The organism is Methylotenera sp., assembly GCF_036401095.1.
Classification (GTDB): domain Bacteria; phylum Pseudomonadota; class Gammaproteobacteria; order Burkholderiales; family Methylophilaceae; genus Methylotenera.
This window is the reverse complement of record NZ_DASWWA010000003.1, coordinates 23,569-36,175: the sequence shown is the minus strand read 5'-3', so window position 1 is coordinate 36,175 and position 12,607 is coordinate 23,569. Positions and strand designations below refer to the sequence as shown.

Here is a 12,607-nt window from a genome sequence, read left to right as displayed (position 1 = left end):
AAAAAGTGTAAAGTTTAACCTTTTCCAAAAAAGCCTTATAGATTGGGAAGTTACAGATAATAGCCACAAGTAATCACAGAGTTATCCACAGATTTTGTGGAGTACTGCATTTGAGTCACAACTCACGTATCAACATACTTGTATACAAACTGTAACTTATACTTAACAACCTAACCCGTTAGCTCCTTCAGCTCAATTTATAGGTAAGCTGGCTACTCAAAAACCATATTTAACAACATGGCTAGCGCAATGAATAAGCTGACTATTCCGAATGTAAATCTGGATTGAGAAATAGAGATCGTTGCTGACATGAGCTTACCCACTAAACTGCCTGCTAACGTGGCAAGTGCAAACGGTATGGCAACTTGCCATTGAATAGCCGAATAACTTGCATAAGATATAACACTGACTAATGCTACCAAGGCTGTCATCGCTAACGAGGTTGCAACAACCATGCGGTGCTTAAGATTGCTAATTTTCTGGAGGACAGGCATAACGATAAAGCCTCCACCCACCCCTAACAGGCCAGATAAGAAACCAGCAACCGCTCCAGTCAATAACAACCTCTTCGTGCAAGATGCCGTCCAGAATAGTTGTGTGCTTAGCGGGTTTATTTCACAAGGAGTTGCGCTGTGATGATACAAACTGTCTTGCATAAGGTTGCTGCTCTGGGTAGCAACAAGCGCTTGAGCCCCCACATAAAAAAGTAATAGCATGAATAGCAGATGCAACCAAAGTGCTGCTACGCTATGCGCGACATATACACCTAGGGGAGCCATCAAAACACCCATCACGGCTAAAAGTGTGGCGGCTTTATACCTGACTACACCTTGCCTTAAGCCTATTAGCGCAGCTGAGCCTGCTGCGATAAAAATGGCTAACAACGCAATTGGGGCAGCGTCTTTAATCTCCATATTAAAAAAATACATTAACAATGGTAGCGATAATATAGCGCCGCCTGCACCTGTAATAGCCATCAAGAAGCCAATGACGATACCTAACAAGATTGCGATTAAATTAGGGTCTATCATGATTTTTTAGTGCAGGTCTCCACATGTATAACTAACGTCACCTATTAATCTCCAGAATGCATACAAATCTCTTGATATAGCACATTCATAATCGCCAATGCTGATGGGCTGGATATCGTGTAATAAATACATTTACCCTCCCGCCGCGTACTCACTAGCTCAGCTTTTCTGAGCACGGTTAATTGCTGTGATAAGGTTGGTTGCTTGATGCCGAGAACTTCCTCTAGTTCTCCAACTGACTTCTCACCTTGCGATAGCTGACATAAAAGCATTAAACGGTCACTATTCGCCATTACTTTTAATAAGCTCGTTGCTATTTCTGCTGAAGCCCGCAATTTTTCGAAATTAACTGCTTGTGTTTGCATTTAAATAAACTCTATTAATATACATTATATTTAATTATATAATATTAAGCTATAATATCAAAACTCATTCTGAAAGGACGATCATGTTTAAGCAGTTTTATGACGAGGCCTCCTCTACGCTTACTTACCTAATCGCTGACATGAGCGCTAAACAGGCTGTGTTAATTGACCCTGTAACGGAAAACATTGATGACTACCTGCATGTCATTAATTCGCATCATTTAACGCTACTCTACTCGCTAGAAACGCATGTACATGCAGACCACATTACAGGTGGCGGCATACTTAAATCAATGACATCTGCCAAAACAGGCGTCAGCATAGGCTGCGGCGCAAGTGCGGCTGATATGCAGTTAAAAGATAATGACCTCATTACTTTTGGCAGCGAGCAAATAAAAGTAATTGCTACGCCCGGCCACACTGCAGGTAGCGTGAGCTTTATGTGGCAAGATAGACTCTTCACCGGGGATAGTTTATTGATTAATGGTTGTGGCAGAACAGACTTTCAAAGCGGGGATGCAGGCAAGCTTTATGACTGCATCACTACCAAGCTGTTCGCTTTAGCCGATGAAACTTTAGTTTACCCGGGGCATGACTACAGTGGCAGGAGGGTAAGCTCCATTGCTCAAGAAAAACTCATTAATCCGCGTTTAGCCAATAAATCTAGGGATGAGTTTATTCACATCATGGAAAATCTAAATCTACCTAAGCCTAAGATGATAGATATCGCTGTTCCCGCAAACCGTAGATGCGGCACGCCAGAACCACAACAAGGATAAAGTAATGGAAAACTTCACCCCTATATCATCGCTTACCGGTGGCTTACTTATAGGCCTATCAGCATCGATACTGATATTGTTCATAGGAAGAATTGCGGGTATCAGCGGAATTATTGCATCGTTGCTGCAGTTTAAAAATACGCCCAAAGGGCATCACACGTGGCGGCTACTGTTTATTGCAGGCTTGCTTATTTCTAGCCAGGTATACGAAATGTTTGCACCATTGCCAGCCTCTGAGATAGCAGCTTCCACCAGCACACTAATCATCGCTGGTCTGCTAGTAGGATTCGGTACCCAAATGGGTTCAGGCTGTACAAGTGGCCACGGCGTGTGCGGGCTAAGCCGATTATCGTTCCGTTCGTTAACTGCCACCTTGTGCTTTATGTTCACAGGTTTTGTAGTTTGTTATCTTATGTTACATGTGGTTTAAATCATGAAAAATATTATTACATTCGGTGCCGGGCTTATTTTTGGGTTAGGCCTGATTATTTCCGGCATGACTAACCCATCTAAAGTGATCGGCTTTTTAGATCTTGCTGGCAAATGGGACCCTAGCCTAGCTTTCGTGATGCTAGGCGCTATCGCGGTAGCGTTCTTCGCGTTTAGGCGCGTAGAGGCTAAGACATTGACCGTGTTTGATGAACCAATTCATTTACCTGCAAAAACACACCTTAGCAAAGAGCTAGTGATTGGCAGCATGCTGTTTGGTGCGGGTTGGGCATTAGCAGGGTTTTGCCCGGGGCCAGCCATTGTTGCCTTAGGTGCAGGCTATCAAAAGGCATTTATTTTTGTGATCGCCATGCTGCTGGGAATGGCAGCACATGAGTACCTATATAAGAAATGAGCTGTAACTCTGCACCAAGGGTGCAGCCATACAGCATAGCTACGCGCTACTAAATCATGTGATACTCAACTAGGCATAGTGCTTTATGCGCTATGCCTAGCTGTACAGCGCCAGATTTAGCCTCAACTTAAAACAAGCCTGCCTGCCTTTTAATCACAGGCTTGGTGTCTAATACAGAGTAGCCTTTTCTAGCGCGCTTTTGTATGAATTTAGCCAACACATCGCCTTCAATCACTTTGGCTTTACCCTTCACCAGAATATTGGCAGTCAGCCCATTGCTTAGCTCCAATCGGGACAGCGAAGCGTTATCTGGGATATCCATGATGCGCACGCCTTTACCTCCATTGGGGTATTCATTCATCTCGCCCACAGGGAACACTAGCAATTTATTCTCTGATGAAGTCACTACTAAATGCGTTCTATCATCCAGTGCCACTGGTGGCAGAATTGTAGCCTTACCCTCTGGTTTCATAAAAGCTTTACCAGCTTTAGGTCTAGCTACTAACCCCTTCAATGGAGCAATGAATCCATAGCTATTTGAGGTAGCAAATAGGTAGCGGTCATCATCCTTGCCTGAAAGTGCATGGACTAACTTCGCGCCATTTTGCACCTCAATGATAGAGCTCAGCGGGATACCATCGCCTTTACCGCCTGGCACGGTTGAAGCATCAAACGCATAGCAGCGCCCATTGCTATCTAACAATACAATCGGCAGTATCGTGCGCGTTTCAATCACGGCAAACTCGCTGTCACCCGCTTTCCAGTTGATAGCATCGCGTTCTACACCGTGACCTTGTCTCGCCCGGATCCATCCATTTTTAGATAAAAGGATAGTTACCGGCTCATCCACCACAAATGCTTTCTGGCCGCCCTGAGCACGTTCTACTGGCTCAATCAACGTACGGCGCTCATCACCATATTTTTCAGCATCCTGCTTGATTTCTTTTGCGGTCAACTTGCGTAACTTGGTATCGCTGCCCAAAATAGTTTGCAAGCCATCAGCTTCTTCGCGCAGGTCTTTCAACTCTTTCTCAATCTTAAAGCCTTCTAACCGTGCCAACTGACGCAGGCGAATCTCCAAGATATCTTCCGCCTGTATCTCACTTAGCTGGAAAGCTGCAATCAAATCAGTCTTCGGCTCATCCGAATTACGGATAACCTTAATCACCTCATCAATATGCAGGAAGGCAATCATTCGCCCTTCCAGAATATGGATGCGTTTATTGATTTTATCTAAATCAAACTGGCAACGTCTGCGCACCACATTCAGCCGGAATGCAATCCACTCTTTCAGGATAGCAATCATGCCTTTTTGCGCTGGGCGCCCATCGGTGCCTATCATCACCATATTGACTGGGCACGAAACCTCCATGCTGGTATGCAGTAACAAAAATGCCATCAACTCGTCACTGGAGACCTTGCTGGTCTTAGGTTCGATAATCAGGCGTACGTCTTTCTTACCCTCACTTTTTACCGTATCTATCATGCTCAAAGCTGATTGCTTAATCAGCAACTGGTCTTGATCTATGGTCTTTTTGTCTTTTTTCGGCTTAGGGTTGGATATCGCTAAAATCTCATCCTGTATGGTTTCTACAGAAACTCCATGCGGCAGTTCATTGATGATAATGCGCCATTGACCGCGTGCCATCGGCTCTACCACCCAGCGCGCACGTAGCCTTAATGAGCCGCGTCCTGTTTCGTATGTAGAAAGAATATCTGCCGTTTGCGTAATCAGCTGGCCACCTCCCGGGAAATCCGGGCCAGGCACATGCTGCATAAAATCTGCAGTGGTGCAATTCGGGTTATCCATAATATGCAGCACTGCGTTAGCGATCTCGCGCATATTATGTGGCACTATTTCTGTCGCCATACCAACGGCAATACCGGATGCACCATTCAACAGCATCATCGGCAAACGAGCCGGCAGCAGCACTGGCTCTTGAAACGCCCCGTCATAGTTACTCTGAAAATCGACAGTACCACGGTCAATTTCGGACAATAATAAATCGGCAATCGGCGACAAGCGCATTTCGGTGTAGCGCATTGCAGCAGCCCCATCACCATCGCGTGAGCCAAAGTTGCCCTGCCCATCAATCAAGGGGTAACGCAGCGTAAAGTCTTGCGCTAAACGCACCGCCGCCTCATAAGCCGAGCTATCTCCATGCGGATGATACATACCTAACACGTTGCCCACCACACGCGCAGATTTCACCGGCTTAACGCCAGCGACTAAGCCCATTTCTTTCATTGCATATAAAATGCGGCGCTGTACTGGTTTTTGGCCATCTTCTACTGACGGTAAGGCGCGCCCTTTTACTACGGATACAGCATAGGCTAGATAGGCTTCTTCTGCATATTCGCCAATCGGCACTGCATTTTCTTCGTTATTATTTTCTAACATACTGGTATCCATTAAACATCAGCCTCCACATCATTACCGCGGCGTTCCATCCACTCTTTTCTAGATGCTGATTCATTCTTCGCCATCAGCATATCGAACATCTTAAGCGCTCCGCTCACTTCACCCTCAGGCAAGCGCACCTGTATCAAACGTCGTGTATCAGGGCAAAGCGTGGTCTCCCACAACTGTTCAGGGTTCATTTCCCCCAGCCCTTTAAAGCGCTGGATACTGAGTCTTTCTTCAGCAATGCCTTCGCGCTTTAGCTTTTCTATCATCGACATTTTTTCAACATCATCTGACACATAGATTTTACGCAAAGGCTTGTTCTTGCCTTGTGCCGGCACATCAATACGATACAGCGGCGGTTGGGAGATATACACATGCCCGCGCTCAATTAGCTTAGGCGCGTGTCTTAACAGCATGGTGAGCAGCAACACTTGGATATGCGAGCCATCCACGTCTGCATCAGACAATATGCACAACTTACCGTAGCGCAAGCCAGAAAAATCCGGGTTATCTTTTAGCGTGTGCGGCTCGATACCTAAGGCCACAAATATGTCATGCACTTCTGAGTTAGCAAAGATGCGCCCAGCGTCTACTTCCCAAGTATTTAATACCTTACCGCGCAATGGCAATAAAGATTGGAACTCATTATTGCGCCCCATTTTTGCACTACCGCCGGCAGAGTCACCCTCCACCAAAAACAGCTCGGCTTCCATGGTACCCGCTGCTTCACAGTCGGTTAGCTTGGCTGGCATCAGGTTAATGCCTGTGGTTTTACGCTTTTCAATTTTTTGTGTGGATTTATTACGGGCAGCCGCACTTCGATTCACTAAATCCGAGATACGTTTCGCATGGTCTACGTTTTGCGTGAGCCAGGTTTCCATCATCGGCTTCACTGCTGATGCCACCATTTTCATCGCATCACGATTGGTAAGCTTCTCTTTGGTTTGGCCTTGAAACTGCGGGTCTAATACCTTTGCCGCCAGCACATAGTAAACGTTATTCCAAACATCCTCTGACGACACTTTAACGCCACGTTGCATCATGCTGTGATGCTCCATAAACGATTTTACCGCCTCAAACACCCCGTTACGCATGCCAGCCTCGTGCGTGCCGCCTGAGAGGGTAGGAATGAGGTTAACGTAAGACTCGCCGCGGCCACCGCCTGTACCAAAAGATAATGCCCAGATGGCGCCCTCACCTTTAGAGATGCCGTCTGTGTTTTCCTGATGATAAAATTCGCCGTCAATGATAGGTACCGGCACCTCATCATCCGCAACTTCGCGCTCACCGATGAGCTCATCCAGATATTGCGGCAAGCCATCGGCATAAGTCCATGAGCGCTCCTCAAAGCCATCTACACCTTCTATCGAGAGTGAGACACTCACACCACGTAGCAATACCGCTTTAGATTTAATCAGATGCTCTAACTGCTGAATCGATACTTTTGGTGAATCAAAATATTTAGGGTCTGGCCAGCACTTCACCGTGGTACCAGTCTCGCGCTTTAGGCACTTGCCTACTTCTGTTAAAGGCTCAATACAGTGACCGTTTTCAAAAATGAGACCGTGCACCTTGCCGCCACGCTTCACTTTCACCTCTAAGCGTGTGGATAATGCGTTGGTGACAGAAACACCTACGCCATGTAAGCCGCCTGAAAAACGATACGAGCTATTTTCATCCTCTTTATCAAACTTACCCCCTGCATGCAGCTGTACAAACACCAGCTCGACTGCAGGCTGCGTTTCACCTTTGGGAATCTCAACTGGAATACCGCGACCATTATCCGTTACCTCAACCGCGCCATCTTTAAACACAGTGACTTGAATATTGGTAGCATGCCCGCCTAGCGCTTCATCTGCCGCGTTATCAATCACCTCTTGAACAATATGCGTAGGAGAGTCAGTTCGGGTGTACATGCCGGGTCTGGCACGTACTGGCTCTAGCCCTCTTAATACCTTTACCGAATCTGCATCATATTCTTTTTCTGCCATTGATCTAGCCTTTAACGTTGATACTTCAAGTGTAATTTATCTGGCGATATTTTATAAAACTAATTAACTTTTTTGCGCTGGATTCTATTAAAAATTAACGATGCCAGTCACTATATATGCATGCCCAAATCAATCATGATTATTTTTACGCATGTTTACGCCTAAATGGCGCACCACTATTTAGTTTCACTCCACAATTTCTGTGGATAACATTGTGGGGTGCATGGGGATATGCATGCTAAGTAACTGGTGTGAATAGAAAACGCTAAAAAGAAGTATTTTTAAACAAAGTAGCAGTATTTATACTTATATTAAATTTGGCTTCTGAATGAGACTACGCATCCACAGCCGCTAACTTAACTAAAGTGGTCCTGCATTTTTTAGCAAAGCGCGCCCTGCATAATCGCGAGCAAACTGCAAAGCAATACGGCCAGACCTGGACCCATGCTCGGTTGCCCAACGTAGCGCTTCCTCCTGCACGCTGTCATTCATTGTAAAATCAAAGCTTTTTACCCATTGCGTCACCGCTGTTAAATATTCGTCCTGACTAAAGCTGTAAAAATGTAAGCGCAAGCCAAAACGGTCAGACAGAGAAATTTTTTCTTCTAAACTATCACTCGGGTGTATCTCACCTTGGTTATCTTTACGATGCTCCAGATTATCTGCCATTTTTTCAGTCACCAGATGCCTGCGGTTTGAGGTGGCATAAATCAACACATTGGCAGCCGCACCCGCAACAGAGCCATCTAGTACAGTTTTTAAGGCTTTATAGTGATGCTCGCCATCTTCAAAAGACAAATCATCGCAAAACACAATAAAACGCTCAGGCCGCTGGCAAACCAGCTCAATGATGAGCGGTAAATCATCCAGATGCTGTTTTTCAACCTCAATTAAACGCAGCCCCTGCTGATGAAACGCATCTAAACAGGCGCGTACTAAAGATGATTTCCCTGTCCCCCTCGCTCCCGTCATCAAAGCATTATTCGCGGGGTAACCACGCACAAACTGCAAAGTGTTCTGATGCAGACGTTCTATCTGCTGCTCAATATTGCATAGCTGATCAAAACCGATAAGTTGCGGTGCAGTGACTGGTATTAAATGCGGCACATGATTAATGCCATTGCTGCGTTGCCATCGGTAAGCAAATGCCTGCGAAAAATCAATTGATTGCTCTTGCTGGGCAGATGGAGAAGCCTCCAGCGCCGAGGCAATTCGGTCTAATGAATCTAGCAGGCGCTCAATCTGTTCTGGAGCTAAAAGTGGGTTCGTCATGATATTGGTGCGTATTAAATAGATAACGTATTTATTATATGTTTATATCCAGCCGCACAATGCTTTGATTTAAGCAACACGGCGATAAATAGCATGTGTGCTTACTTTTGCTATACCGCCAACACACAGCAACAACACTCCACAATTTCTGTGGATAACATTGTGGGAGGCATGGGGATAGACGCTCTAAGTGACTGGCGCGTTTATAAAACTAGGAATAGAAGCATATTTAAGCATTCACTTAAATATGCGCCAACCTAACCCTGTGTGCTTGCCACCACATGCACAGCACAAGGCTATCCACACTCCCTATATTCTTTTTAGTTATAAAAATATAAATTTAAATTATTTTTAATTGTTAAATAAGCCATATAGAGTGTGGTCATTGCAATTACTTATATTCTTAAGGAGAGACCATGTCACTTAACCAAGTACAAAATAAACCGACAACAATCAGTGCATATAAAAATCGTGATTTATCAGAAAACATTTTACGCGCGGTTGAAGAGCTAAAACTTGGCTCAGGATACGGCTCGGTTGAAATCATCTTACACGAAGGCCGTGTAACCCAAATTGAAAAACGCGAAAAAATCAGACTGCCGCACGATTAACTTTTATTAGCACGTAATGCAGATTCAGCTTATTTAATTCAGTTTAACGATATCAATCATACCAGCAGCACTAGACAAAATTTAGTGCAGCGAACAAACAGGAGGCTCTTATCATGAGTTCAGTATTAATTGTAGGTGGCGACCAAGTAGATGGCATCAAGGAAGTGTTTGGTAATTACGGCATAGATAATATTCATCACTGGTCTGGGCGCAATGGCGGCGACAGCAATAAAGTGATTCCGCAAAATACCAAATTGATTGTATTAGTAACCAAGTGGGTAAATCACTCGATCACCCATAAAGTAAAAAACTATGCATCTAAACGCGGCATTAAAATCCTCTACATTCCTAGTGGCTCCAAAGAAAGAATGTTTGATATCATTAAAAAAGACGAGCTGAAACCAACCATTGAATCTGCGTTTAATCAAAAGAAATGGTGGCCGCTAAACGCATAACCATCATAAACAGCGTTTCTGCAAAACATTAACCCTGAATATAGTTGCCTATATTCAGGGTTAAGTCTTTTACAAGCACTACTTTTATAAACTACCTGGTGTACGTTGTGAAGCCAAGCGTAATAACACACTCACCATCAGATCTACTTCAGCGGTAGTGTTATAAAACGCAAGTGATGGACGCACTGTAGTTTCTACCCCAAAGCGGCGTAAAATTGGCTGCGCGCAATGGTGACCTGAACGCACAGCAATGCCCTCTTGGTTTAAAGCTGCACCAATCTCTTCACTTTTAAAGCCATCTAACTTAAATGACAACACACTCGCTTTGTCTTTAGCTGTACCAATAAAGTGCAAGCCCGGTACTTTTTGCATTGCTGCCGTTGCATACACTAACAAGTCATGCTCATAGCGTGCAATGTTATCTATACCAATACGCTCTACGTACTCAAGCGCAGCGCCTAAACCTACGGCATCGGCAATGTTACCTGTGCCCGCCTCAAACTTAGCTGGCGCTTCATGATAAACCGTTTTATCAAACGTCACGTCTTGAATCATATTGCCGCCGCCTTGCCATGCCGGCATATCATCCAACACTTCAGGTTTGCCATACATCGCACCAATGCCGGTAGGGCCAAATACTTTATGCCCAGAGAACACAAGGAAGTCAGGATTTAACGCTTGCACATCCGTACGCATATGGGATACAGACTGCGCGCCATCAAGCAGCACTTTAGCCCCTGCACGGTGTGCCATTTGTATCATTTCAGCTGCTGGCGTTACTGTACCGAGCGCGTTAGACACTTGTGTAAATGACACCAATTTCACACGTGAAGTTAGTAATTTCTGATATTCGGCTAACAACACCTGCCCACTATCATCTACCGGTGCAACTTTTAACTTAGCACCAGTTTCTTGGCATAGCTGCTGCCACGGCACGATATTCGCGTGATGCTCCAGATGTGAAATAACAATTTCATCACCCTCGCCAATATGCTTCTTGCCCCAGGTTTTAGCCACTAGATTAATCGCCTCTGTGGTACCGCGCACAAAAACAATATTATCTACCGACGGTGCGTTAATAAAACGCCTAACCGCTTCGCGTGCACCTTCGTAAGCGTCTGTTGCACGCGCTGCTAACTCATGTGCGGCACGGTGGATGTTCGAGTTCTCATGCTGATAAAAGTATGAGATTCTATCTATCACCGCCTGCGGTTTTTGTGTAGTCGCCGCATTATCAAACCAAACCAGCGGACGACCATTCACCAATTCACGCAATATAGGAAAGTCCTTACGCACCGAATGCACATCAAATGGAGGATGCGCACTCACCGCTTGGCTGGCCACCGACGCATCATGCTGATGCGCTACGCTAGGCAAGAAGTAATAAGACGATTCACCTTGACCACTGCTAGGACTAGCACTGAAATTATCCGAATTAACGCCTAAGTCACCTAATAGCTGATTAAGCTCCAGATGGTAAGGGTCATATATGCCGCCTATCGCCTGGTTCAGCGCTGAAAACTCAATACCAGGCACATGCTGTATATCTACAGCCTTAGCGTAGTCTGCCTGGTTAAAGCTTGATGCTCCAGACAAGGCGCTTGGCAATGCAGATAACGCTGATGGTGAAGAAGTCTGTACAGGGTCTGATATCAGATTAGCAGTTGGCAGTATTGAGTTTGCCGCCACTGGGTTTAAAGAAGCATTAGAAGGAAACTCTTCTTTCTGCACAAAAGGCGCCCCCGCAGGGAAGCCCTCTGCATATAGCTCATTGGCAATACGACTCAACTCGGCCACATCAAAGTGCCCCGTTTCACTCGCCTGCCTGCCAACTGCCAAGCCAGCAGCCATACGTGGATGCTCACCCGGCAAGGAGGCTAAAATCGCCTCCGGCTCAAAAGATGATAAGTCACCTAATGCAGGTGAATATCCATTACTTGTAGTCATAGTAGTTGCCTACATCAACGTTTTCCAATACCGCAATCGCGTCATCAGTTAACACCGCTAATGAGCAATAGAGTGATACCAAGTATGATGCAATCGCCTTATGGTTAATGCCCATAAAGCGCACAGATAGACCCATGCTTTGCTGACCTGGCAAGTTAGGCTGATACAACCCCACCACACCCTGACGGCTTTCACCTGTACGTAACAATAGAATATTAGTTTTACCGTTGGTCACTTTTAATTTATCGCAAGGGATAATCGGCACACCGCGCCATGTAATAAATTGTGAGCCAAATAACGCTACGGTTGGTGGTGGCACGCCGCGACGTGTGCACTCACGGCCAAAGGCGGCAATTGCTTGCGGATGTGCCAAGAAAAACGCTGGCTCTTTCCAAACTTTTGAGAGCAATTCATCAAAATCATCAGGCGTAGGGAAGCCAGTACGTGACTTAACCTTTTGTGAGTCAACAATATTGTTCAACAAACCGTATTCTTTATTGTTAATCAGCTCGCTCTCTTGACGCTCTTTCACCGTTTCAATGGTCAAGCGTAATTGCTCTTTAATTTGATTATGCGGGCTGCTGTATAAATCAGAAACACGTGTATGCACATCTACAGCAGTATTCACTGCGTTTAACACGTACTCACGGCCCCATTCTTCGTAATCTACAAAAGTTGCCGGAATATCACGTTCATCTTTAGCAGAACAATCAACCTCAATCGCACTTGGGTCTTTTACTTTATTCACACGGTAGATACCAGCTTCTACAGGCACCCACTGCATTAAATGCACCAACCAGCGTGGCGTGATGGTACCCATCATTGGGACGGTTTTGGTCGCGTTCGATAGCGTACGTGCAGCTACATCCCCTAATGCGGTATGTGCTTGATGAATATCTGTCATT

General features: G+C 45.3%; 12 protein-coding genes. 5 read left to right on the top strand and 7 right to left on the bottom strand.

Annotation, left to right across the window (positions count from 1 at the left end; genetic code table 11):
- Window positions 1–212: 212 nt before the first annotated feature.
- On the bottom strand, window positions 213–1,031 hold the full coding sequence (locus tag VGD82_RS02030) for a sulfite exporter TauE/SafE family protein (protein WP_331018798.1): 819 nt from the start codon (window positions 1,029–1,031) through the stop codon (window positions 213–215).
- Window positions 1,032–1,075: 44 nt separating this feature from the next.
- A complete protein-coding gene (locus VGD82_RS02025) occupies window positions 1,076–1,396 on the bottom strand; it encodes a metalloregulator ArsR/SmtB family transcription factor (protein ID WP_331018797.1) in 321 nt (106 codons plus the stop codon).
- Window positions 1,397–1,479: 83 nt separating this feature from the next.
- Here VGD82_RS02025 and VGD82_RS02020 point away from each other — a divergent pair, with 83 nt between their 5' ends.
- Genes VGD82_RS02020 through VGD82_RS02010 form a run of 3 tightly spaced genes read left to right on the top strand, consistent with a single transcriptional unit; the run spans window position 1,480 to window position 3,019 of the window.
- Window positions 1,480–2,175 carry an MBL fold metallo-hydrolase gene (locus tag VGD82_RS02020; RefSeq protein WP_331018796.1) on the top strand — a complete coding sequence of 232 codons (696 nt, stop codon included), beginning with the start codon at window positions 1,480–1,482 and terminating at the stop codon, window positions 2,173–2,175.
- Window positions 2,176–2,179: 4 nt separating this feature from the next.
- Window positions 2,180–2,605 carry a YeeE/YedE family protein gene (locus VGD82_RS02015; protein WP_331018795.1) on the top strand — a complete coding sequence of 142 codons (426 nt, stop codon included), beginning with the start codon at window positions 2,180–2,182 and terminating at the stop codon, window positions 2,603–2,605.
- 3 nt (window positions 2,606–2,608) lie between these two features.
- Window positions 2,609–3,019 (top strand): DUF6691 family protein, encoded by a 411-nt coding sequence (locus VGD82_RS02010; protein ID WP_331018794.1) that lies wholly within the window; start codon window positions 2,609–2,611, stop codon window positions 3,017–3,019.
- A gap of 127 nt (window positions 3,020–3,146) precedes the next feature.
- Here the strand turns inward: VGD82_RS02010 and parC are convergent, their stop codons facing one another.
- From parC to VGD82_RS01995, 3 genes are all read right to left on the bottom strand, one after another.
- Window positions 3,147–5,420 (bottom strand): DNA topoisomerase IV subunit A, encoded by a 2,274-nt coding sequence (parC, locus tag VGD82_RS02005; protein ID WP_331018793.1) that lies wholly within the window; start codon window positions 5,418–5,420, stop codon window positions 3,147–3,149.
- Window positions 5,421–5,431: 11 nt separating this feature from the next.
- Window positions 5,432–7,417, bottom strand: coding sequence for a DNA topoisomerase IV subunit B (locus VGD82_RS02000; protein WP_331018792.1), 1,986 nt, complete (start codon window positions 7,415–7,417; stop codon window positions 5,432–5,434).
- 360 nt (window positions 7,418–7,777) lie between these two features.
- Window positions 7,778–8,689 carry an ATP-binding protein gene (locus VGD82_RS01995; protein WP_331018791.1) on the bottom strand — a complete coding sequence of 304 codons (912 nt, stop codon included), beginning with the start codon at window positions 8,687–8,689 and terminating at the stop codon, window positions 7,778–7,780.
- Window positions 8,690–9,105: 416 nt separating this feature from the next.
- Here VGD82_RS01995 and VGD82_RS01990 point away from each other — a divergent pair, with 416 nt between their 5' ends.
- Window positions 9,106–9,300, top strand: a complete 195-nt coding sequence (locus tag VGD82_RS01990; protein WP_331018790.1) for a YezD family protein — start codon at window positions 9,106–9,108, stop codon at window positions 9,298–9,300.
- Window positions 9,301–9,413: 113 nt separating this feature from the next.
- The gene (locus VGD82_RS01985) at window positions 9,414–9,755 is read left to right on the top strand and encodes a DUF2325 domain-containing protein (protein ID WP_294840047.1); all 342 of its coding nucleotides are present in this window, start codon (window positions 9,414–9,416) and stop codon (window positions 9,753–9,755) included.
- A gap of 84 nt (window positions 9,756–9,839) precedes the next feature.
- Here VGD82_RS01985 and VGD82_RS01980 read toward each other — a convergent pair whose 3' ends face one another.
- Together VGD82_RS01980 and VGD82_RS01975 are read right to left on the bottom strand one after the other, a co-directional pair.
- Entirely contained in the window at window positions 9,840–11,702 is a 1,863-nt protein-coding gene (locus VGD82_RS01980; RefSeq protein WP_331018789.1) for a family 2A encapsulin nanocompartment cargo protein cysteine desulfurase, read from the bottom strand.
- On the bottom strand, window positions 11,689–12,606 hold the full coding sequence (locus VGD82_RS01975; protein ID WP_135277688.1) for a family 2A encapsulin nanocompartment shell protein: 918 nt from the start codon (window positions 12,604–12,606) through the stop codon (window positions 11,689–11,691). Before VGD82_RS01975 ends, VGD82_RS01980 begins: the two co-directional genes overlap by 14 nt.
- Window position 12,607 lies beyond the last annotated feature (1 nt).